Annotated in this window: 18 protein-coding genes; 7 read left to right on the top strand and 11 right to left on the bottom strand. The window is 47.6% G+C overall.

Features of this window, described 5'->3' with window-relative positions:
• Nucleotides 1-126: 126 nt before the first annotated feature.
• From V1U08_RS05890 to pdxR, 6 genes are all read right to left on the bottom strand, one after another.
• Entirely contained in the window at nucleotides 127-1,236 is a 1,110-nt protein-coding gene (locus V1U08_RS05890) for a lipocalin-like domain-containing protein (RefSeq protein WP_330470165.1), read from the bottom strand.
• On the bottom strand, nucleotides 1,236-3,725 hold the full coding sequence (locus tag V1U08_RS05885) for an ABC transporter permease (RefSeq protein WP_330470164.1): 2,490 nt from the start codon (nucleotides 3,723-3,725) through the stop codon (nucleotides 1,236-1,238). Before V1U08_RS05885 ends, V1U08_RS05890 begins: the two co-directional genes overlap by 1 nt.
• Nucleotides 3,722-4,417 carry an ABC transporter ATP-binding protein gene (locus tag V1U08_RS05880; RefSeq protein ID WP_330470163.1) on the bottom strand — a complete coding sequence of 232 codons (696 nt, stop codon included), beginning with the start codon at nucleotides 4,415-4,417 and terminating at the stop codon, nucleotides 3,722-3,724. Before V1U08_RS05880 ends, V1U08_RS05885 begins: the two co-directional genes overlap by 4 nt.
• Nucleotides 4,418-4,945: 528 nt before the next feature.
• On the bottom strand, nucleotides 4,946-5,722 hold the full coding sequence (locus V1U08_RS05875) for an SDR family NAD(P)-dependent oxidoreductase (RefSeq protein WP_330470162.1): 777 nt from the start codon (nucleotides 5,720-5,722) through the stop codon (nucleotides 4,946-4,948).
• Nucleotides 5,723-5,741: 19 nt separating this feature from the next.
• A complete protein-coding gene (locus V1U08_RS05870) occupies nucleotides 5,742-6,467 on the bottom strand; it encodes a TSUP family transporter (protein ID WP_330470161.1) in 726 nt (241 codons plus the stop codon).
• A 193-nt stretch (nucleotides 6,468-6,660) separates the two neighbouring features.
• Nucleotides 6,661-8,136, bottom strand: coding sequence for a MocR-like pyridoxine biosynthesis transcription factor PdxR (gene pdxR / locus V1U08_RS05865; protein WP_024372629.1), 1,476 nt, complete (start codon nucleotides 8,134-8,136; stop codon nucleotides 6,661-6,663).
• A gap of 179 nt (nucleotides 8,137-8,315) precedes the next feature.
• Here pdxR and V1U08_RS05860 point away from each other — a divergent pair, with 179 nt between their 5' ends.
• The 4 genes from V1U08_RS05860 (at nucleotide 8,316) to V1U08_RS05845 (ending at nucleotide 12,839) form a co-directional block, all read left to right on the top strand.
• Nucleotides 8,316-9,731 (top strand): aminotransferase family protein, encoded by a 1,416-nt coding sequence (locus tag V1U08_RS05860; protein WP_020335007.1) that lies wholly within the window; start codon nucleotides 8,316-8,318, stop codon nucleotides 9,729-9,731.
• A 215-nt stretch (nucleotides 9,732-9,946) separates the two neighbouring features.
• A complete protein-coding gene (gene tauA / locus V1U08_RS05855) occupies nucleotides 9,947-10,978 on the top strand; it encodes a taurine ABC transporter substrate-binding protein (RefSeq protein WP_330470160.1) in 1,032 nt (343 codons plus the stop codon).
• A 29-nt stretch (nucleotides 10,979-11,007) separates the two neighbouring features.
• Entirely contained in the window at nucleotides 11,008-11,859 is an 852-nt protein-coding gene (locus V1U08_RS05850) for a taurine ABC transporter ATP-binding protein (RefSeq protein ID WP_014235081.1), read from the top strand.
• Nucleotides 11,859-12,839: an ABC transporter permease subunit gene (locus V1U08_RS05845; protein WP_263838981.1), complete on the top strand. Its 981-nt coding sequence runs from the start codon at nucleotides 11,859-11,861 to the stop codon at nucleotides 12,837-12,839. The genes V1U08_RS05850 and V1U08_RS05845 overlap by 1 nt, the downstream gene beginning before the upstream one ends.
• A gap of 163 nt (nucleotides 12,840-13,002) precedes the next feature.
• Here the strand turns inward: V1U08_RS05845 and V1U08_RS05840 are convergent, their stop codons facing one another.
• A complete protein-coding gene (locus V1U08_RS05840) occupies nucleotides 13,003-13,248 on the bottom strand; it encodes a DUF3297 family protein (protein WP_014235079.1) in 246 nt (81 codons plus the stop codon).
• A gap of 289 nt (nucleotides 13,249-13,537) precedes the next feature.
• Here V1U08_RS05840 and V1U08_RS05835 point away from each other — a divergent pair, with 289 nt between their 5' ends.
• The 3 genes from V1U08_RS05835 to galM are packed head-to-tail and all read left to right on the top strand — an operon-like array spanning nucleotide 13,538 to nucleotide 17,017.
• Nucleotides 13,538-14,932, top strand: coding sequence for an MFS transporter (locus V1U08_RS05835; protein WP_020335004.1), 1,395 nt, complete (start codon nucleotides 13,538-13,540; stop codon nucleotides 14,930-14,932).
• Nucleotides 14,933-14,942: 10 nt separating this feature from the next.
• Nucleotides 14,943-15,881 carry a glycoside hydrolase family 43 protein gene (locus V1U08_RS05830; RefSeq protein WP_330470159.1) on the top strand — a complete coding sequence of 313 codons (939 nt, stop codon included), beginning with the start codon at nucleotides 14,943-14,945 and terminating at the stop codon, nucleotides 15,879-15,881.
• 56 nt (nucleotides 15,882-15,937) lie between these two features.
• On the top strand, nucleotides 15,938-17,017 hold the full coding sequence (gene galM / locus V1U08_RS05825; RefSeq protein WP_330470158.1) for a galactose-1-epimerase: 1,080 nt from the start codon (nucleotides 15,938-15,940) through the stop codon (nucleotides 17,015-17,017).
• 63 nt (nucleotides 17,018-17,080) lie between these two features.
• On the opposite strand, the gene araC is transcribed toward galM, so the two are convergent.
• From araC to V1U08_RS05805, 4 genes are all read right to left on the bottom strand, one after another.
• Nucleotides 17,081-17,917, bottom strand: coding sequence for an arabinose operon transcriptional regulator AraC (gene araC / locus V1U08_RS05820; protein ID WP_014235075.1), 837 nt, complete (start codon nucleotides 17,915-17,917; stop codon nucleotides 17,081-17,083).
• Nucleotides 17,918-18,353: 436 nt separating this feature from the next.
• Nucleotides 18,354-19,856 carry an L-arabinose isomerase gene (araA, locus tag V1U08_RS05815; protein WP_065300589.1) on the bottom strand — a complete coding sequence of 501 codons (1,503 nt, stop codon included), beginning with the start codon at nucleotides 19,854-19,856 and terminating at the stop codon, nucleotides 18,354-18,356.
• A 63-nt stretch (nucleotides 19,857-19,919) separates the two neighbouring features.
• On the bottom strand, nucleotides 19,920-20,654 hold the full coding sequence (locus tag V1U08_RS05810; protein WP_020335000.1) for an L-ribulose-5-phosphate 4-epimerase: 735 nt from the start codon (nucleotides 20,652-20,654) through the stop codon (nucleotides 19,920-19,922).
• Entirely contained in the window at nucleotides 20,647-22,350 is a 1,704-nt protein-coding gene (locus V1U08_RS05805; RefSeq protein ID WP_330470157.1) for a ribulokinase, read from the bottom strand. The genes V1U08_RS05810 and V1U08_RS05805 overlap by 8 nt, the downstream gene beginning before the upstream one ends.
• Nucleotides 22,351-22,464 lie beyond the last annotated feature (114 nt).

The following is a 22,464-nucleotide window of genomic DNA, read 5'->3' as shown; positions in this document are numbered from 1 at the left end:
TAACAAGGCAAGCTTTCAAGGCTGTTATTGGATAAATGCGTCGCGGTCGGTTGTTTTCAATAAAGATATTGTTGTTCAACAATAGGTTAAGCCTCACACAGGTAAGCGATGCACACAATAAAGTGCTCAATACCCAGTCAGCTCCATATAGCCGGTGCCTGAATGAGACCCGTCGATGGTCACCGGACCCTCCCAATAGGTTACCGACAGGGGCATTTGTGCGTTAGGATTGAGTGCAGTAATCGTGATTTCAATTTGCTGATTGGGGATCGAAAGCTGCCACTCTGTTGGATAGTCACGACCTTGAATAGTCGTTTTTCGGGAAGCTTTTAAGCGGAGCTCGTTTTGTTGAATCGCGGTTCCGCTGCCATCTTGGTTCATCAACTTAGCGTGCGAGTAACTGGCTTTTCCGGTTTTTGCATCGCGAAGTTGGAACACCATCAGGCTTGTTTCCTCACCCAGCCTTAGCGCAAACCAATCCCAACCTTGCTGTGACTCCTGTAAGTACTGTGAACTCCACTCTCTGTCGATCCAACCTTTACCCGAGACCTGATGAGTTTCGCCATCGATGGTGACTTCTCCCTCCACATCAATAAACGGCTGACTGTAGTAATGCGAAGCGGCCTGACCATCGGCACTTTTGGTGCTGTATCCTTGCTCGCCTTGCTTTTGATAGGGTGCATTACTGGTTAAGTTGAGTGAGTAACCAAATTTCTTGGAGTTGGTATTGAGCGTAGCGGGAAACAAATCATCGGTGGATGAGATCCACTGCCAATCATCCAGATAAACACGAAATGGTGAGGTGTCCACTCCGGCAAGCTCGCTGTGATCCCGTGACCATTTTTCATCGGCGTAATGTTTGTCTTTGGTGGTAATCGCGCTATGCGCCATGTAAATTTGATGGCTTTGCCATACGGCCTTTGTTTCTTCTGGTTTGTTTTTCTGTGGTACCGCAGAGAAGCGAAATTGTGTCCATTGCACACCGAGAGGGTTGCCCTTTTCATCGGTTAAGTTTGCCGTTAAATACCACCATTCATGACGAAAATCGAGGTGCGCTTGATGATCGGCAGGGAAGGTGATCTCAACACCTTTCATCACTGGAGTGAACGACTCGGCCTCCGCTGGTACTTCACTTCCTCCTAATAGCATCCCTACATTTTGTTGCTTGGATTCTTCACAGCCGATAAGAGATAAACAACCAAGTACTAGTGCGACATGTTTTATGATTTGATTCATCACAGTACCTCACTTTGTAAGCTGGATACCACAGGTTTGCTCACCAAGCGCCACATTGGGAACAGGGTAGCCATCACCGCGACTAAAATGGTAATGACGGAGATACTGAGTGCATCACTCCAGCTCCATAGGTAGTTCAGGCTCCAGCCGAAAGCGCGTAAGGTTACTACGTCAGTCAGTATATAGCCGACCATTGCGCCAAGTGGTATGGCGATAACCAACGTAAAGCTAACCAAAGCGACGATTTGCCCAACCACCATCTCCATCAATTTTCGACGACTCACACCAAGCGCATACAACCTTGCAATGGCGGCTTTGCGCGCATCGAGTAACATAAAGCAAGCGCTGAACAAACCGATCACAGCCACCATTAAGGTGACGCCATTTAGTGTGTGTGTGATGGCGAAGGTTTGTGAAAAGATATCTAACGCGACTGATTTGACGTGAGCCTGATCGTAGAGCTGACTCGGATTCAGAGCCAACTGTTGTTGTAATTGGTCATACATGGATTTTTTGTCGCCAGAGATTTTGATCCCAAGGCTAATCGGCAAGTCTGTAAAACCGCGCTCTTGCCACAATTTAGGAGCAAGTAATACTTCGCCATTGGGTGCTCCGTAGTCGTGAAAAATGGCTCCGACAGTCAGAGTCTCGCCTTTCAACGCATCGAGCTTCAGGTCACTACCAAGCGATAAGCCAAGTTTCACTGCGGTAGGTTCACTGATCGCAACGACCTCTCCTTGATAAAAGCGCGGCCAGAATTCATCAACACGGGACTTAAATACCATGGTTTGTTCTAAAGTGTCTTTATCTTTGGTACCAAGTCGGATAGGTAAGCCCTGCAAGTTCGCATCGACATAATACTGTTTATAGACCTTTTCTACGTTGTCGAAGTGCTCCAGAGCATGCTCAACATTCGCCATTTCACCCTGCGATGGACTGACGTAAATATCCGCATGTAGCCTTTGTTCGAGCCATTGCTTTAAGGTGGATTCAAAGCTTCCGACCAAATTGTTCATACCGATATTGGCGGTCACGGCAAGAAGCAGCGCCATCATCGCAAGAGAAAGTGGAGAAACCAGCTCACTCAGTTCAGCAAACAGATATTGCACTAAGCCAGGTGTGGTTCGCTGCTCGCTCCAATACGCTAATACGCTGAGCGTTTTCGGTAGATATAAAGGAATTGAAACCACTAACACACCAAGCCATGCCATGGTCAGGCGATGGTGGTCACTCAACCATAAACCTGTCAGAGATAGCGTGGCGAGCACCAAGCCGACAAGGAACAGTTGATTCTGGTTGGATGTTTCTGGTGCTTGATAAAGACCACTATGTGAAGAAAGCGGCTGATGGACTCGCTGTTTAAAGTGCTGCCAACAAGCGAGCAAAGCCGCCGCTAACGTCAGCAATAGCGCCTGTGCCCACCATTGCCATTGCCACGTGCCGGGAAGTAAAGTAGCGCCGTACAGTTGTTCAAGCGTAAGGGCAACCGTTGGATGTAACCAATGACTTAATTGCATACCGAGGACAAAGCCAAGTGACGCGCCGAATGCCACCAAAATCATCAATTCAACTAATAGCGCAGAGAACACATTTATCGGTGCGATGCCAGCCTGCTGAATTTGTACCAACAGGCGATTACGTTTGAGTAAGCTGTACTTCACGCCGTTATAGGCGATGAACAGGCCGACTAAAAACGCCAACAAACTCATCGCAGTAAGATTAAGGTGGAAGCTGTCCGTTAGTGAGCCAAGATCGGTGCTTTGGGTGTTGGCGACCCATTGTCCTTGTTTTCCGACTAAGCTTTGCCATTTCTCGAGATTATTGCCTTCACTATTGAAAACCGCGATATAGCTCAGTTGTCCGGGTTTATTGAGTAACTGCTGAGCAAAGCCAATATCCATCAACATCCGGCTTCCCAGTTGCCAGTCATCCGGAAGAACAACGACTTTCGTTTTGACCTCATCCAGAATCATGAAATCTGTGCCACCTAGATTGTGATGTTGGGATTGACTCATCATCACAATCGGTTCACCAGCCAATAGCTGAGTCAGGGGGAGTGTGCTATCAAACAGGGAAATATCTTGTTCGTTACTAGAATCTGAGGCATAGCGTGTTCCAGAGATGATCGCCGCAATAAGGTCACTTCCCTGCACTGACCACCGACGACCTTGTTCATCCCTGACCCGACCTTCAATCACCGGCAGTAAGGCGCTTAACCCCTTTTGTCTAAGTGAAAAGTAGAGCGATTCGGGCAAATAGCGTTGACCAGCTGGTGGGATAATCAGGTTTTGTGCTTGAGCACTCAGCTGCTCTGTAGATTCTGCGTAGCTGCGCTTGGCATTGAGATTGATGGCTTGCACGGCGACAAACAACGTAACGGCGAGTACGATGCCAATTAGAATTGCGGCGGCTTGCAGCGGTGCTTGCCGATAATGAGCGGTAAACAGGTAAAGTGCGAGTTTGGTGTGCGCAAATCTGGTTTTTTTCATAGCGCGGCTCGGAGGTTGTCCTGCTTACGGACAAGGTGACCGTTTTTCAAGCGCAGTTGAGTTTGCATGAATTCGGCACATTCAGTGCTATGCGTCACCAATATCACTGCGGTTTTACCTTGCGTGGTAATGTCACTCAGCAGCTTCATGACCTCTAAACCGGCTTTTTGGTCAAGGTTACCAGTAGGTTCGTCAGCGAGTAAGAGTTTGGGTTTGTGGGCTAAGGCTCTGGCTATAGCGACACGTTGTTGCTGACCACCAGAAAGGGTAGAGACATGTCTGTTTAGTAAATCACTAATAGCCAGAGTCTCCACTAAATAGTCACACCATTCGTTCCAATTTAGCTGGTTCAAATTGAGTGGAAAGGCAATGTTTTGTTTAACGTTTAGTGGCGTTAACAGGTTGAACTGTTGAAAGATGACGCCAAGCTTTTGATGTCGAAAAAGGCTCCATTGCGGGTCTTTCCAGACGGTGGTGTTTTCTCCATCTAACCATAGTTCGCCACTTGATAGAGGTTCGAAGCCAGCAATGATATTGAGTAGGGTACTTTTACCGCTACCACTTGCCCCTGTTAGTGCCACGCTTGCGCCGTTTGCCAGAGCGAAGTCGACATCTTCCAGCACACGGTGGTTCTCGTTGCCATCAACAAAGCTTTTGCTGGCACTTTTAAGTGTGACAAGCGGATTTCCCATTTTCTCTCCCTGTAATCCAACAACTTGAGCCGTTTCTTTCGGCGGTTGTATATCTATAAGATTAGGGTCTGTTTATCTTTCGTGGTTAATTTTTGTTCGAGATAAAAGCGTTTTAATCGAGGCGAGAGGCGGACGGCTAGTTGTTTGTAGCTTAGTCATTCTAAGCAAAACACCTCTCAACAAAGAGTAAAACGCTTTTAGCGGGGGCGCCCAGCTCGAACCCTTCGGGCAGCGTTTGTGGGCCCTTTCTACTGTGTTATCGGCTTATCAGGTAGGGTAACTACATTTCAAAGCCTCTGCCTTGTATAAAGAACCCACACACTGCTGCAAAAATCAGCTCGAAAGGTCAACAGACCCTGTACAACAAACTGAAAACGATAGCGATTAACGTCGACTTCCAGACAACTTGTACTCAAAAAAGAAGGGAATGGATGAGTGGTTCGGGGAGATGGTAGTTTGGGTTTACGATCTCAACCACCTACTTGAGTAGGCGGTCGTTATTCAGAGCGTTTCGTTTTTCCTCATTCTTCAGCAGGCTTTAATAGTAGGTGCCTTCACAATTTTGAAGTTGTCCCAAGCTTGGCTAGTTGGCATCACTTCTAAGCTGTTAATGTTGATATGGCTTGGCTGCTCTGCTATCCACAGCATGATGTCTGCGATGTCCTCTGGCTGCAGTGGGTTAGTGCCATCGTATATTTGATTGTACTTGTCCTGATCCCCATTAAAGCGCACTAAACTGAACTCACTTTCAGACAAGCCCGGCTCTAAACTGGTGATACGGAGCCCCGTGCCTGCGAAATCCGAACGTAAATTACGTGAAAATTGAGCCACAAATGCTTTACTGGCACCGTAGACGTGTGCGCCCGGATAACACCAGTTGGAGGCAATACTGGCTAAATTGATAATGGTCGCTTTTGGTTGATCTAGCAGGATTGGCAACAGTGCGTGCGTGACGTTAACCAGGCCAGTGACATTGGTATCGATCATGGTGTGCCAATCATCGAGTGACGCTTCATTTGCTGGGCTTGCTCCTAATGCCAGGCCAGCGTTGTTAATCAAAATTTCGATGTTCTTGAATTGTTCTGGTAATTGTTCAATCACCGCTTTCACATCTTCAGCGTCTCGTACATCTATTGTCGCAATATGGATGTCACAGTCTTGAGATAATTCATCCGCGAGCGCGTTCAAACGTTCTTTACGCCTGCCTGTTAACACCAATTGGTAGCCTTCATGACCAAAACATCTTGCTGCCGCTTGGCCAAAGCCCGATGTTGCGCCAGTGATAAACACAGTTGGTAGATTCATAGCCAATGTCCTTTTTCCGTTAGAGCATCCAAATTGCTCGGAGCAGCGCCAGAGCTGATAGTATTAACATCAGATAGAATGCCGCTTGATGAATGATATTTAAGTTCTTGTATTTAAAAGCCTGTTTTCCTGCCATTAATGCCGTCATTGCAATTAGTGCATAACCTAATGGGTGATCGGGCATGAAGTACCACTGTTTGGTCATCACATAGCTACTGCCGACAACAAAACAGGTAGTAAGAAAGAAGTAGCTGATTAAGCTATTGCGCTGCACGTCAATGGGCATCTTGCTATAGCGCATGTAAATCACAACGGGTGCGCCCCCTGCGGACACAGCACTGGTTGTCCAGCCTGACATAAACCCACATAACAGTGGTGACCGTGATAGCTGTAATGTCAGGGCATGCTTGCTGTGACTGAGTGCAGCAAGGGCAAGTATCGCGCCCGGAACGATCACTTTAAGCAGACTATCTGGCAGGTAGAGCAAGAGTAGGTAACCAAAAGGTACACCAAGACCCGTTGCCCACAGCAGTGGGGTCAGTGTTTTGAAATCGGTTTTGTTCCACGCGGAAGCGACCAAAGGCAAGCAAACTAGCAAGTCTAATAGCAGTACCGCAGGCACCATTTCGGCAACAGGGTACATAGAAGAAAGGACTAGGATAACCAAGGCTGAGAAACCGAAGCCGGTATAGCCTCTGATGAAACCTGCAACAATCAATGTAGAAATAATGATAAATTCTGACACGGCGACCTTCCTTTCTAATCAACCAACCGTAATGCTTAATGTTAATTTACTTGGATTAGGAAGGATTCCTTAGTACCAGTTGAGGTTATTTATGGGTACAGGTAAGGATATGAAAAATAATAAAAAAACCATCACGAGTTAAGTTCGTAATGTATGGTTATTGGTTCGGTAAATCTCTTGCTTTCGGGCGGATTTACAATAGTGAGGCGAGTTTTTGGATCCCGGCGTCTATCTTGCCTTTGTCTATCGCGGAGAAGCCGAGTCTTATGTATCGACGGCTATCTAGATGGAAGCGGGCGAAGTGAATGGTTCCAGGTTCTACCAATACTCCTGCATCTTGAGCTTTTTTGGCGAAAGCTTCACAGTCGATAGGTCGAGGCAATTTCAGCCAGAATGAGCTGCCCCCCATCGTTTCTGTGGTCACACATTGCGGCAGGTGCTTTTCTATTGAAGTTCGCATTTCAGTCCAGCGTTCTTGGTAGCAATTTTTCAGCTTACGCAAGTAGGCGTCGTAATGACCAAGCGAAATAAACAGTGCACAGGTGCGTTGGTTGTTCGCTGGTGGATGGCGGAACATCAAGCGTCGAAGTGAACGTGTTGCTTGAATCAAAGGCCTTTCAGTGACCATATAGCCTAATCTCAGTCCTGGGGATAGTGATTTGGATAAGCTACCGATGTAAATGACTCGGCCATGTGTATCCAAACTTTTGAGTGATGGGCTCGCCTGACTTAGCACATTGACTTCACTCTCATAGTCATCTTCTATGATCACAAAGTCATATTTTTCAGCGGCATCCAGCAGTGCTTGTCGCCTTTGCATCGACATGGTGACATTGGTGGGCACTTGATGGCTCGGAGTGACGTAGACATAGTCACACTGCTTTAACTCGTCGCTGATTTCAATCCCTTGGCAATCTATGCCAATAGGTACGATATGCGCGCCACGAGAAGCAAAAATATTACGCACGTCTGGGTAGCCCGGCTCTTCAATACCAATGGCCGTTCCTTGATTTGCCAACAGCTCTGCCAATAGATACAACGAATTTTGTGTACCTATCGTGATAAGAATTTCTTCCTGATGGGCTTTTATACCGCGCTTGGTGAGCACGTTATTTTGTAGCTGTTTGATAAGTGCCGGGTCATCACTGTCGATTGAGTCTGATATCCAGTCTTTTACTACACCGGAACGCTGTGATAAGCGGCAGCATTCGCGCCAATGGTTTAGAGGGAATATCGAGTGGTCAGGTTGTCCGAACAAAAACGGATAAGGGTAATCTTGCCAGTTTTTGGCCTTGGATATATTGCGTTGATTACGCAGATCTTTCTTAATTCGATTGGTCCAAAAATGGGCAGGTTTTGCACCAAGAATGACTTCATCACGCGATGTTGATGTGTCGTCGATATTTAAATCTTCGTGTAATGCTTCTGTATTTGGGTAGTAGCCACTGCGCTCCTGCGACTTCAAATACCCTTCATCAACCAGTTTGTCATAGACGAGAACAACGGTATTTCGAGAAACTCTGAGCATTGATGCCAGCTTGCGGCACGAAGGTAACGCTTTATCTTCGAAGACGCCATTACGCATTGCGTCGAGTAAGTGTTCCCTAATTTGTTCTTGCAAGCTTCTCTCTGGAGAGAATTGTATGTGCATCAAATATTCACTTTTCATAACTCGCCTATAACGGTGCTGTTTTATTCTACTAACAATCGCTAAGCATCAACCGTACCAACTTCCCTTTTACTTAATAGTTACTGCAATCTGTGTTGACCCCATAAAAAGCTACAACTGGATCTATATGCCAGACAGGGAGCTTGTCTAAGGTGAAAGAAAACCGAAGGAGAGCGTTTATGGATTACGGACAAACACATTTGGCACAGCAGCCAGCCCAGCGCGATGTTGAACAGGTCGAAGCGTGGGATAAAGCGCATGTTTGGCATCACTTAACACAACATGCCGCATTTGAAAGCCAGTCACCGCTTATCATGTCCCATGGTAAAGACGAGTATGTTTGGGATATTAAAGGCAATCGCTATTTGGACGCGAGCTCAGGTGGTGTGTGGTGTGTCAATGTCGGCTATGGACGCGAGCGAATTGCCGAGGTGATAAAAAACCAAGCGTTGCAATTGAACTACTTTGCAGGTTCCGCTGGATCTCCAGTGATGGCGGAGTTTGCCAGTAAACTCATCGAAAAAATGCCGGGGATGAGCCGTGTTTATTTTTCTAACTCGGGTTCTGAAGCGAATGAAAAAGCGTACAAAATCGTACGCCAGATTGCGCACAAAAAGTATGGTGGTAAAAAGCATAAGATCCTTTACCGAGAGCGAGACTATCACGGTACAACCATCACATGCTTGAGTTCCACCGGGCAAGAAGAACGCAGAGCACAGTACGGCCCGTTTACCCCAGGCTTTGTTGAATTTCCACATTGCTGTGAGTATCGCTCTCAGTTTGGCAGTGTCGATGACTACGGCATCAAAGCAGCACAACAATTAGAAGAGGTGATTTTACGTGAAGGGCCAGAAACCGTAGGTGCGATTGTCGTTGAGCCGATCACGGCGGGTGGTGGCGTGATCACCCCGCCGAAAGGCTACTACGAAGAGATCCAACGTATCTGTAAAAAGTACGATATTTTAATTCACGTTGACGAAGTGGTGTGTGGTGTTGGTCGCACTGGCAAATGGTTCGGCTACCAACATTATGGTATCAAGCCAGACATCGTGACGATGGCGAAAGGGGTTGCATCGGCTTACGCTGCTATCTCTTGTACCGTGACAACAGAGGAAGTTTTCCAACAGTTCAAAGACGATCCTTCGGATAAATACAGCTACTTCCGAGACATCAGTACTTTCGGCGGCTGCACTATTGGCCCTGCCGCCGCATTAGAGAACTTAAAAATCATTGAAGAAGAAAACCTGATCAATAACGCCGCTCACGTTGGTGACTATTTGATGGCGCAGCTTCAGCGCTTGAAATCGAAATATGAAATGGTCGGTGATGTGCGAGGCAAAGGGTTATTTCTTGGTATTGAATTGGTAGAAGACAAAACAAGCAAAGAACCTGTCAAGGAAGCCGTTGCTGCCGATATTGTGGCTAAGTGTATGAAGCGAGGTGTGCTTATCGGGCGTACCAATCGATCATTTGAACGACTCAACAACACTTTGTGTCTAAGTCCACCATTGACTCTCACCCTAGAGCAAGCCGATGAAATCGTGAATGTTATTGACGTGGCCATTGCCGAAAAAGTCGCAGAACCTGTGGTTTAACGTCTATTTAAAACCAATAAAAATCAACAGCGCCTTGGTGATCCTTCGTGGATTGCCAAGGCGCTTTTTCTCGTTATTAAACCCGATAATAAATGCACTAAGATGGCGCACTGAATTGGTGCGTAACTGGACCAATAAAGAAATGCTCTGGTACTACCTAACCACAACAGCAACTCGTAATGTGAAGATGTCATACAGCACATAAGGACGTGGATATGAAGACACTGATGAATAAATCACTGAAAAACAAGTTGGCGAGCAAAACGGTATTACTGGGGACTTTGCTTTGTTCAATGAATACCTGGGCAGCGAAAGAAGTGACGATCGGCTACCAGGGAATGTTCAATCCGATGAAGTATGCCATTGATCAGAATCTGGTTGAAAAAGAAACTGGTTACGACATCAAGTGGCGTAAGTTTGATTCTGGCGCAAAAGCAATTACGGCTATGGCGGCTGGTGCTGTCGATATGACCGTTGCTGGATCCAGCCCAATTGCGAGCGCGGCAAGTAATGGCGTTGAGATGGAACTGGTATGGGTGATGGAAAACATCGCAGACGCAGAAGCCTTGGTAGTCAAAAACGGCAGTGGTATTAACTCGCCAGCCGATCTCAAAGGTAAACGTATTGCGGTTCCATTTGTTTCTACTACCCACTTTCACATGCTATTTGCTCTAGAACAATTTGGATTGAGCGAGAAAGACGTCAAGCTCATCAACATGCAGCCGAATGCGATCATGGCGGCTTGGCAGCGTGGTGATATTGACGGCGCGTTTATCTGGGATCCTGCTTTGGGCAAGATCAAGCAAGACGGCAGCGTACTTATTAGCTCAAAACAACTTAGCGCGTGGGGCAAGCCGACATTCGATGGAATGATTGCGAACAAGCAGTTTGCGGCTGAAAACGGTGACTTCGTTTCGAAATTTATCACTGTAGTTGCGAGTGTTGATCAGCAATACCGCGCTGGAAAAGAAACCTTCAGCGCTAAAGACCCAATGGCGGTTTCAGTCGCGAAACTGGCTGGTGGTGAACCAGAAGGCGCAGTTGACGCGATGAGCCTGTATGAATTTCTGGATGTGGATACTCAGTTGTCATGTCAATGGCTGGGTTGTGGTAAAGAGGGAGGCGCGAGCAAGGCGCTCGAAGCAACGTCTGCTTTTCTGTTGAAAGAGAAGAAGATATCGGCACTGATGCCAGATTACAGCGTATTTGTTAACCCAAGTTACGCCGAAGCAGCGAAAGCTCAGTAATCACATCTACAAATACAAGGAAGTATCGTATGTCTACAGAGAAAACACTGAAAATAGAAGACGTGTCGGTCGTGTATGAAGATCGTCAGGGAGGAGAACCCGTCCTTGCTCTATCGGGGGTTAATTTGGAGATAGAACAAGGGGATCTGGTCGTTGCACTCGGAGCTTCGGGTTGTGGCAAAACGACGCTATTGAATTTGATGGCTGGCTTTATCACTCCAACAGAAGGGTATTTAACCTTGGGCAACTCATCGGTGGAAGGATTACCTCGTGTGGCTTTAGGGCGTGATATTGGCGACCAAATTGTGGGCCCGAGCGCTGACCGAGGCGTGGTGTTTCAAAAACATGCGTTATTTCCTTGGCTTAACGTCATCGAAAACACAGCATTTGGTTTAAAGCTTAGAGGTGTGAGCAAAGAAGAACGCCTGGAACGCGCAGCCAAATACCTGAAATTAGTTGGTTTGGAAGATTTTCATCAGCACAAGGTGTATCAACTTTCTGGCGGTATGCAGCAGCGTGTTGGGATAGCCCGAGCTCTGACGAACGACCCGAGCATTCTGTTACTGGATGAGCCGTTAGGTGCACTTGATGCGCTTACCCGCGAGACCTTACAAGAGCTGCTTCTCGATGCGTGGCAGACCACCAACAAAATGATGTTCTTTATCACTCATAGTGTCGAAGAAGCTCTGTTTATGGCATCTCGCCTCATCGTGATGTCGCCAAGACCGGGGCGTATTACCCATAGCTTTGACCTGGACTTCAACAAACGCTTTTTGGAATGTCGGGATGCACGAGCCGTTAAGTCGATGCCTGATTTTATCGAGATGCGAGAAAAGATCCTTTCCATCATTCACCAAGATGAAGTACCGGAGGTGGCGTAATGACTCAAGCAGCTATGGTTACAGGAACAGGTGCGGTTACAGAAACATCCGCAGAAACGGAAATGAAACAAGATCGCGTACAGGACCAAACCAAACAAGTGACGGTTGAAGAACGCAAGCAAGATAGTGTGATTCACAAGACGCCCCCTTTTTATGCGCTTATCAAAGCAATAAAGAAGAAGACTTTAGTACCGGGCAACTATTATGGCGAGCCGGGGCAGGGCGACTCTCGATTAGTGTCGGTTATTGCGAGTATTTTCTTTATCGCACTATGGGCACTGGTCACCGAAATGGGCTGGGTAAAACCGCTATTTTTGCCCGCTCCGAGTGCAGTGATAGAGCGTTTTGGTGACTTGGTGGTCAATGGTTTTTCTGGCGTGTCACTCACGGAGCATCTGGCCGCAAGTTTAGGGCGCGTATTTGGTGCGTTTATCCTCGCCGTTGTTACCGCTGTGCCAATTGGTATTCTTATCGGCTCTAATGTGTGGATTCGCGGCATCTTCGATCCCTTGATTGAGTTTTACCGCCCTTTACCTCCACTTGCTTACCTGCCTTTGGTGATCATCTGGCTTGGTATCGATGAAACCAGTAAAGTGACGTTGATTTATCTGGCGATGTTCGCGCCAATCGCATTGAGTGCCCGAGCGGGTGTGAATTCAGCGCGTAGTGAACAGATTCAGGCGGCGTATTCCATGGGGGCTTCCAAAGCTCAGGTGCTTTATCACGTCATCATCAAAAGTGCGATGCCTGAAATTCTGACGGGTCTGCGTATCGGTATTGGCTTTGGCTGGACCACGCTGGTGGCGAGTGAAATGGTGGCAGCAGAAGCGGGGATTGGCTTTATGGTGCTCAATGCCGCAGAATTCCTTGTCACAGACGTTGTGATCGCAGGCATTATTATTATCGGTGTGATTGCTTACGCGTTTGATTTGTTTATGCGTTATCTGGAGAAAAAGCTGGTGCCTTGGAAGGGTTATTAAGCGCCGCTTAGTGGATGAGTTTTATCGAAGAGGTCAGCTATCAAAGCTGGCCTTTTTTATGTCCTAAACTTTTCTATTTGCCAAATAACATAGAAACACAGATGCGTGGTTCTAGAAACAATAAAGCCTGGATAAACCAGGCTTTATGAGCAGAAAGGAAGGCTTACACGTAGTACGCTTCAACTTCGCCTTTCAGTTTGATCAGCATTGGGTTACCGAAACGGTCTTTTGCTTTTGGAGACGCGATTTTTACCCAGCCTTCGCTCACGCAGTATTCTTCAACGTCAGTACGTTCTTTGCCGTTGAAACGAATACCGATTTGGTGGTCGAAGCACTCTTTCACGAAGAATGGGCTACGAGGGTTACCTGCAAGGCGATCTGGTAGAGCTGGTTTAGTAGTGTCGTTCATTTTATGACCTGGATTCCGTAAAGAAAGTGCGTCATTGTAGTCAGTGTCTGCGTCGTGTTCAAGATAACCTTACTCCAACCTGTGACTGATTGTCTTATATAAGGTTGTGCTGCCGTAGTTATCGTAATTTATTCGTCCTGACATCTTGATTCGCATCCTGTCACATAAACAGATTGGCTGAAGGCATGCACAAAACCGCTATCACCATGTATCTATGAGATTCCTAACAGCCAGACCTCTGATTCCTAAGTAGTATCCCTGTCATCGTGAAAACAATGGATTCGTCCCTATGTATAAATATAAATTACCTGTCCTTGAAAAAATCGGTTTCGGAGCCGGTGACATGGCGGTCAACGTGGTGATTTCATCAATGATGTTAATCATTACCTTCTTCTATACGGATATTTTTGGTATTAAACCCGAAGACTTAGCGATGCTATTTATCGTGGTTCGATTAATCGACGCAGTGACCGACCCGGTGATGGGTATGATTACTGATAAGTTTACCTCTCGTTGGGGACGTTACCGCCAGTATCTGCTGTTTCTAGCCATTCCTTTCGGAATCTCGGTGTACCTCGCTTTCAGCACGCCAGATGGCGATTACAACACCAAGCTGGTTTACGCTTACGCGACGTACATCTTTGTCACAGTCATGTTTACCGCGGTGACCATTCCTTACATTTCCCTCATCAGTGTGATGACCGATGACCCGAAAGAGCGATTGTCTGCGAACGGCTATCGCTTATTCTTCGCTAAAATCGCGGCGTTTCTGGTCACCATTATCGTACCGCAGCTATCAGCGGCTTGGGGTCAAGACAACATTCAATTGGGTTACCAATACTCGATGGGGCTTATGGGACTGATGGGCACACTGCTGTTCTTGTTCTGTTTCGCGACCACCAAAGAACGTATTGAACACGTGGTCGACAAAAAATCATTTAAAGACCAAGTTAAGTTGTTGATGCAAAACGACCAATGGCTGGTGCTTTGCGCGGTATGTGTCACGGGCACTATCGGCTACGTAATTCGTGGTTCAGTGGCTGCGTATTACGCTAAGTACTACCTCGGTGGTGACGCAGGCACAATTTCAGCCTTCCTTGCGACGGGTGTCGGCGCGGCGATTCTGGCGATGGTGGCATCAACTTGGATTACTAAAAAGTACTGTAAAATTAAACTGTTCCGTTACAGCCAGGTCGCGGTACTGTTACTGAGTGCGATGCTTTACGTGTTCGTTGGTCGTGACGATTTGGCGTTGGCTTTCGTGTTGTATTTCTTAGTTTCGTTCGTGGTGGATTTACACGCGCCAGTGTTCTGGTCAGCCATTGCGGAAGCGGTCGACTACGGCGCTTACAAAACTGGTCAACGTGTGTCTGGTCTTGCGTTTGGCGGCATCTCATTTAGCCAAAAACTAGGTATGGGTATCGGCGGCGCAGTGGTAGGTTGGCTACTGACATTCTTCAACTACGTACCAAATGAAGCGCAATCGGATTACGCACTGACTGGTATCGCACTGATGCTGACGGTGATCCCTGGTTTCTTCCACTTCTTAATGGGTTCGCTGATGTTCAAATACAAAGTGACCGATAAGTACTACCAGTCGATGACGGCAACGAACATCCTGGAAGAAGAGAAAAACCTAAGCGACGTTCAATCTTCAAAACCACAATCAAATTACGCAAATTAAGGTAAGCAGTATGACTGATTTCGTAAACCCTATTATCGAGCAGCGTGCCGATCCGCACATCTACAAACACACGGATGGCTACTACTATTTCACCGCTTCGGTACCGGAATACGATCGCATTGAGATTCGTCGAGCAAAGACCATCGCGGAGCTCGACACGACCAGCGAACTGATCAACGCATGGTACAAGCCTGATACAGGCCCATACAGTGATTTAATCTGGGCGCCAGAGCTGCACTTTATCGATAACGCTTGGTATGTCTACTTTGCTGCCGCACCGTCTAGAGAAATCATCGATGGCTTGTTCCAGCACCGTATGTACGCGATATCGAATTCGAACCCGAATCCGATCACACCGGAATGGACGTTCGAAGGGCAAATCGACACTGGTATGGATACCTTCTGCTTAGACGCGACCTCGTTCAGTCACAATGGCGTTAACTACTACGTGTGGGCGCAAAAGGACAACAACATCGGCGGCAACTCAAACTTGTACATTGCTGAGTTGGAAACGCCAACTAAGCTGCGTACCGCGCCACAGTGCCTGACAATTCCAGAGTTTGAGTGGGAGCAAATCGGCTTTTGGGTTAATGAAGGGCCATCGGTAATTCACCGCCATGGTAAATTCTGGATGACGTATTCCGCCAGTGCGACCGACGAAAACTATTGCATGGGGTTGCTCTATGCAGATGAAAGTAGTGACCTGCTAGACCCGAAAAGCTGGGTGAAATCCAAACAACCCGTGTTTAAAACCAACTGGGAGAAAAAGATTTACGGGCCAGGTCACAACAGCTTTACCGTTGATGAAGAAGGCCACGACCTATTGGTTTATCATGCGCGTGATTACACCGAAATTGAAGGCGACCCACTCTGGGACCCTAACCGCCATACGCGTATCAAACGCCTCATTTGGAAAGATGGTTTCCCACTCTTCGGCGAAGCGATTTAATCCTGTTATATCAGTACCTGCGATTTGCAGGTACTGTGTTTTTGAAAGGAGCCTCTATGCCCAACAGCATTATCCCACCCGACTCGATCAAGGCTGCGATTGAGCACGATCTTTTCACCGATGGTAAGCCTGCGACGGTTCATATACTACGTAATCATCACGGCATGACAGCCACCTTTATGGACATTGGTGCCACATGGCTAAGTTGTCAGCTTCCGACTTCCTCTGGGCCAAGAGAAGTTCTGCTCGGCATGACCTCGCTGCACGATTATCAGTCTCATTCTGCTTTTTTAGGTGCGACTATTGGCCGGTTCGCCAACCGCATTGCTAAGGGGCAGTTCAACTTAAACGGACAAACCTATTCAATTACTCGCAACAATAATGGCAATAGCCTACATGGCGGTATTGAAGGTTTTGATAAACGCCGCTGGCTAGTGAAAGACAAAAGCGATTCACACATTACTTACTGTTTGATGTCTCCCGACGGTGACCAGGGTTTCCCGGGGAATCTTACTGCTGAAGTGGCTTATACGCTGACGGAAAACAATCAGCTGTGCATCGAATACTCGGCGATTTGTGACCAGGACTGTCCAATAAACCTGACCAACCACGCCTACTTTAATTTAGACGGCGCGGAATCTGGCAAAACCATTCTCGATCATGAGCTGCAATTGCTGGCCAACGAATACCTGCCGACTGATGAAGATCTCATACCAACTGGCGAGCTGAAAGCAGTACAAGGGAGCAGTTTTGACTTTGGTCGCTCTCAGGTAATCAGAGATCGATTGTTAGAGGATGAAGACCAGAAGCTAGCCAAAGGCTATGACCACGCTTTTACCTTACCCGAAGAGTTAACGGATGGCGTCAGCACTATCGCTCGCCTGACTAGCTCAGATAAGCTGGTGGAGATGTCAGTGTTTACCGATAAACCTGCGATTCAGTTTTACAGCGGTAACTTCTTGGCAGGTACGCCTTCTCGCAATGGGGAGTATCGCGATTATCAAGGCCTAGCGCTTGAAACTCAGTTCTTACCGGATTGCCCAAACCACCCAGAATGGCCAGAGGCGAACAAACGCTTTATTACTCAAAAGTCGTTCTATCAGCATCAAACCAGTTACCAGTTCAACTTTCAATAATCATAAATAATTCGGGCAGGAGAGATTCCTGCCCGACATGTATACTCAGCGTCTTAAGGTTACTTACATCACTTTCTCACGATAGAGTTTCGGGCTTAGCCCGGCTTTGTTCTTAAACACGCGCGAAAAATAGAGTGGGTCCGAATAGCCAATCAAGCGAGAAATTTGGTTGATGGAATAGTTCGATGTCACCAGTAACTGTTTCGCACGGCTGATTCGTTGGTCATCACGCCACTGGATAATCGTCATCCCAACCTCGTCGCGGAATAAATGCCCCAATCTGGAGGGCGACAAACACACAAGATCGGCTAATTTTTCGTTGCTGAAATCTTCATTGAGGTGTTTGGCCATGTAATTCAACACGTTGGTGATTCTTGGATCAACGAGTTTCTTGATCAGGTTCGGCTGGTTCATTTTACAGCGTATCAATAGCTGCTCTAGCAAGTTGAGCGTCAACTCATCGCTGTAGGGCTCGTCCTTTTTACTCAGGTCTTCAATCTGCTTAAACAGCTGCTCGAGCTTTTCCTGAGCGTCAATGTGCACACCTTTAGTGATAAACACACCGTTGATGCAGCTTTCCCACTTGAGACGGTTTATCCAGTAGGCGCGCGGGCGAAAATAGATCCAGCGATGATGCCAGTCTTCAGCCTCTTCTGAGCGGTGGTAGTAGTGCGGTACACCCGTTGGAAAGAGTAGTAAATCGCCTTCATTAACCGTAAAGGATTCGTCACCGTGAAATACGGTGCCCTGACCTTTTACCGTCAAATTGATGATAAAGCCCTTCATCCCATGAGGACGGTCAATAACAAAGTCTAGATCGTTGCCTTTTGAGATTGGCGTTAAACCCGCAACTAAATGAGCATTGAAGTCATATCCAGGTTTCAAGGGATCGTTTTGCATTCTATTTTCCGTATAACAGCATTAAAACTTGCCGCAAAATCGCGCGGCAAAAAAGTAAACCAGAGTGGGAGGCGTTGTTTAAGTCGTTGTTTTAACGCTTCACCATAATTATCGGTTGCAGCCATTATGTTGTTGCGATGGCAGGCACCTAGTTCGCATATCACATCGCTACGCCACAACCTGTCATGCTAAGCATGGATTTATCAGTATAGTTGTCACAGACCGCACTGCTATCCTTGTTCCTTTGGCATACGCATAACCCACAAATTCTACTCGATTACTTTGCGCAGTAAAAAAATAGGTAACGAAAACGAGAGGTAGGGAATTGTTCAAGCTAATAGGGAGGGTGGCATGATGTGCGGGAAGTTGGATGTTCAAAATATAGCGAAACACCTACTCGACTGACCCCCTCAGCCGAATAGGTGCATGCGTGTTTTTAGATACCGCTGCTAAAACGGTAGAACAGACTGTTGTGTTTCAGCTCTGTTTTGAAGTCACGGATGGTGGTGTTCTTGTCAATCACAACCAGCTCGATACCCGCAAACTCAGCGAAGTCTTCTAGCATATCTAAAGTGACGTTTTGCGTGTATACGCTGTGGTGCGCGCCACCCGCATGAATCCATGAAGCCGCAGATACTTCCAGGTTAGGCTGAGGTTCCCAAAGCGCGTGTGCCACAGGCAAGTTCGGTAGATCTGATGGTGGTGTTACGGTATCAATTTCATTCACCAACAAGCGGAAGCGGTTACCCAAATCAATCAGGGTTGCCACTAATGCAGGGCCAGATTTCGCGCTGAAGATCGCACGTGCGACATCGTCAGTTTTACCGATAGTATGGCGATGAATCTCAATTGATGGCTTGTCAGCGGCGATCGTCGGGCACACTTCCAACATGTGAGCGCCCAGAACCTGGCCTTCACCAGTTAGGTTGTAGGTGTAGTCTTCCATGAACGACGTACCGCCTGGTAGACCTTGACCCATGGTTTTGATGATGCGTGTCAGCGCGGCCGTTTTCCAGTCGCCTTCGCCGCCGTAACCATAGCCTTTTTCCATTAGGCGTTGTGTTGCCAAACCAGGTAGGTTAGTCAAACCAGTCAGGTTTTCAAACGTGTTCACAAACGCCATACAGCCGCGCTCTTGCAGGAAGGTTTCCATGCCTAGTTCAAGGCGCGCTTCATTCTTAAGAATTTCCAACTGTTCTGGCGTTTCAAAAATCTCCGGAGCGATTCGGTACGTTGAGCGGTACTCTTCCAGCAGGGCATTGATTGCGCTGTCTTCGACTTTGTTCACGACTTCAGTCAGTTCACCCAAACCGTAGGCGTGTACTTCAAAGCCAAATTCGATTTGTGCGCTAACCTTGTTACCTTCAGTTACCGCTACCTGGCGCATGTTATCGCCAAAACGAGCGACACGCAGAGTATGGCTTTCGTGCCAACCAATTGCCGCGCGACACCAGTGGTCGAGCTGCTTACGTACAGAAGGTTTCTGCCAGTGACCAACGATAACGCGGCGGTCCAAGCCAAGACGCGTACCGATAAAGCCAAATTCACGGTCACCGTGCGCACTTTGGTTCAGGTTCATGTAGTTCATGTCGATGCTTTCCCAAGGCAGCGCTTCGCTGAACTGGGTGTGGAGATGAACAAACGGTTTATTCAGTTGCTTAAGACCTGAAATCCACATTTTTGCTGGAGAGAAAGTGTGCATCCATAGCACTACACCCAGACAGTTTTCATCGTTGTTTGCTTGCTGGCATACGTTAAGGATTTCTTCTGGCGACTTCACTGTTTCTTTACATACAACAGGCACGCACACATCGTTGCTCTGGTTGAAACCAGCCACGATCTCTTCGCTGTTCTTTGCCACTTGCTCCAATACTTTAGGACCGTATAGGTGCTGTGAACCGGTGATAAACCATACAGATTTGTTTGTTAAATCTTTCATAAGTGCCTCTGTTATTCTGTGTCACATTAGTCGCCTCGCTACTTGCCAGGCGACAATTGTTGATTATTTTTGTCCGTAGTACGCGTCTTTACCGTGCTTGCGTAAGTAGTGCTTATCCAGCAAGGTCTGTGGAATCGGTAACGTGCTCGGGTTGATAGAGAGTGTTCGGAACGCCATTTTTGCCACTTCTTCCACCACCACGGCGTTATGTACTGCGTTATGTGGGTCGGTTCCCCAGGTAAATGGCGCGTGCTCGCGAACCAAAATTCCGGGAATCGCCATTGGATCAGTTGCGCCAATCGTTTCAACGATGACTTTGCCGGTGTTCAGCTCGTAGTCGCTTTCAATCTCTTGTTGAGTCAAAGCGCGGGCACAAGGAATATGACCGTAGAAGTAGTCCGCGTGCGTGGTGCCAAAGGCTGGAATCGCTGCGCCCGCTTGCGCCCATGACGTCGCATAAGACGAGTGGGTATGCACGATGCCGCCGATTGACGGGAACTGGCGGTATAGCTCTAGATGCGTCGCGGTATCAGAAGAAGGCTTAAGATTGCCTTCAATGATTTCGCCTTGCAGATCCACAACCACCATGTTTTCCGCACTGAGTTCGCTGTATTCGACGCCACTTGGCTTAATCACCACTAAACCTGATTCGCGATCGATGCCTGAAACATTGCCCCAGGTGAAGGTCACGAGGTTATGTCGCTGAAGATCCATGTTCGCCTGCCACACCTGATGACGAAGCGTTTTCATGCGTTCAGCGAAGGAGTCCACGTCATTCCATGTTGTTTGTTCAGACATCTTCACGCTCCTGAGATTGATGGAACTCTGCCATTTGTTCCATGTGTTGACCGAGTTGACGATACGTCGCGTAACGCTCTGCTCGCAAAACTTGTACTTGCGGGTTTGGTGAGTATGTTTGACGAACAGGGCTTGCCATTACGTCTTGCGCTGCTTTGGTGTCTGGGTAAACACCTGCTGCGACTGCCGCAAATATTGCTGCCCCTAATGCACAGCATTGATCCGACTCAACCACGATGATTTCTCGACCAATCACATCCGCACACATCTGCATCACGAACGGGGATTTCTGCGCAATACCACCGATGGCAATCACGCGTTCAACCTTGACGTCTTGCTCGATGAAGCAATCCACAATCGCTTTGGCACCGTGAGCCGTTGATTCAACCAACGCTGAGAAGATAGCTGGTGAAGCACTGCCTAGGTTCAAATCACTGATAGCACCTTTTAGTCGTTGGTTGGCGTATGGTGTGCGTCGGCCATTGAGCCAGTCCATCGCGACAGGTGTGTATTTGTCGATACCCTGTTGCTCCGCGGCTTGCGAAAGCATTGGCAATAAGTCAGACGCAATTTCGTCAGCGGTTTTTGCAAAGTCTGGATTGCGCTCAGCGTAAGCCTGCAGTGGCCACATCAGAACGTTCTTAAACCAAGCGTACATATCACCAAATGCAGATTGTCCTGCTTCTAGCGCCAGTAGCTCTGGCATCGCACTACCTTCAACCTGGCCACAAATGCCGTGAATGGTGCGATCGCCAACCTGATCGGCTTCAACCATCAAGATGTCACACGTAGAGGTACCAATCACTTTAACCAAATCATTGGCACCGGCACCTGCACCCACCGCGCCCATGTGACAGTCAAACTCGCCAATTGCAATCGCAATGCCTTCTGGCAAGCCCAGTTTTTCTGCCCATGCTTTTGACAGGAAACCAGCGGCTTGGTCCGAAGTGAATACTTCTGTGAACATACGATCGCGTATGCCATCCAGTGTTGGAGAAATCGCGCTCAAAAACGCTTGGTCAGGCAGGCCACCCCAGCTGTCGTGCCACATGGCTTTATGTCCGGCAGCACAAATACCGCGACGCAGTTTTTGCGGATGCTGAGCGTCAGCGAGAATCGCTGGAATCCAGTCACAAAGTTCTACCCAGCTGTACGCGCTTTTAGCGACTTGTTCGTCTTGTTCGCTGACCCAAGCGGCTTTAGCCCAGAACCATTCCGATGAATAAATACCACCGATGTAACGGGTGTAATCGGTGAAATCACCTGAGTGGGCAAGCTCGTTAATCAGATCCGCCTTAGTTACCGACGTGTGATCTTTCCAAAGGACAAACATCGCATTTGGGTTGTTCTCGAACTCTGGTAGTAATGCCAGGATGTTGCCGTTTTCATCAATTGGGGCTGGTGTTGATCCTGTGGTATCGACACCGATACCAACGATGGAAGAGGCCAGCTCAGGTGATACCGTGGTCAATACTTCTTGGATCGCACTGGTCATTGCATCCAGATAGTCTTGAGGGTGATGTCTGAATTGAGATTGAGCAGGCTGACAATATAGCCCTTTCATCCATCGCGGGTAATAGACGACAGACGAAGATACTTCACTGCCTGTTTGTGCATTTACGATAAGGGCACGTACGGAGTCTGAACCGAAGTCCAAACCAATGACATGCTGTTGTTGTGTGTTTAATGTGTCCATGACTGCTCCAGCTTTTGGTCAGCAAACTAAATCTACTTGTTGTTATAGCTAGAGGAGGGACGTTATCCCATAAAGAGGTCTGCTAACTTTATGGACAAAAACGTCATGGACGAT

The sequence above is a fragment of the Vibrio sp. YYF0003 genome, from assembly GCF_036350715.1.
Lineage (GTDB): Bacteria > Pseudomonadota > Gammaproteobacteria > Enterobacterales > Vibrionaceae > Vibrio > Vibrio natriegens.
Note: the sequence above shows the minus strand (reverse complement) of the source record. Positions and strands in the feature narration are given on the sequence as shown.

Bases quoted from the DNA above. Each gene is read 5' to 3' on its own strand.
- V1U08_RS05890 (WP_330470165.1), bottom strand. From the start codon at position 1,236: ATGAATCAAATCATAAAACATGTCGCACTAGTACTTGGTTGTTTATCT.
- V1U08_RS05885 (WP_330470164.1), bottom strand. From the start codon at position 3,725: ATGAAAAAAACCAGATTTGCGCACACCAAACTCGCACTTTACCTGTTT.
- V1U08_RS05880 (WP_330470163.1), bottom strand. From the start codon at position 4,417: ATGGGAAATCCGCTTGTCACACTTAAAAGTGCCAGCAAAAGCTTTGTT.
- V1U08_RS05875 (WP_330470162.1), bottom strand. From the start codon at position 5,722: ATGAATCTACCAACTGTGTTTATCACTGGCGCAACATCGGGCTTTGGC.
- pdxR (WP_024372629.1), bottom strand. From the start codon at position 8,136: ATGAAAAGTGAATATTTGATGCACATACAATTCTCTCCAGAGAGAAGC.
- V1U08_RS05860 (WP_020335007.1), top strand. From the start codon at position 8,316: ATGGATTACGGACAAACACATTTGGCACAGCAGCCAGCCCAGCGCGAT.
- tauA (WP_330470160.1), top strand. From the start codon at position 9,947: ATGAAGACACTGATGAATAAATCACTGAAAAACAAGTTGGCGAGCAAA.
- V1U08_RS05850 (WP_014235081.1), top strand. From the start codon at position 11,008: ATGTCTACAGAGAAAACACTGAAAATAGAAGACGTGTCGGTCGTGTAT.
- V1U08_RS05845 (WP_263838981.1), top strand. From the start codon at position 11,859: ATGACTCAAGCAGCTATGGTTACAGGAACAGGTGCGGTTACAGAAACA.
- V1U08_RS05840 (WP_014235079.1), bottom strand. From the start codon at position 13,248: ATGAACGACACTACTAAACCAGCTCTACCAGATCGCCTTGCAGGTAAC.
- V1U08_RS05835 (WP_020335004.1), top strand. From the start codon at position 13,538: ATGTATAAATATAAATTACCTGTCCTTGAAAAAATCGGTTTCGGAGCC.
- V1U08_RS05830 (WP_330470159.1), top strand. From the start codon at position 14,943: ATGACTGATTTCGTAAACCCTATTATCGAGCAGCGTGCCGATCCGCAC.
- galM (WP_330470158.1), top strand. From the start codon at position 15,938: ATGCCCAACAGCATTATCCCACCCGACTCGATCAAGGCTGCGATTGAG.
- araC (WP_014235075.1), bottom strand. From the start codon at position 17,917: ATGCAAAACGATCCCTTGAAACCTGGATATGACTTCAATGCTCATTTA.
- araA (WP_065300589.1), bottom strand. From the start codon at position 19,856: ATGAAAGATTTAACAAACAAATCTGTATGGTTTATCACCGGTTCACAG.
- V1U08_RS05810 (WP_020335000.1), bottom strand. From the start codon at position 20,654: ATGTCTGAACAAACAACATGGAATGACGTGGACTCCTTCGCTGAACGC.
- V1U08_RS05805 (WP_330470157.1), bottom strand. From the start codon at position 22,350: ATGGACACATTAAACACACAACAACAGCATGTCATTGGTTTGGACTTC.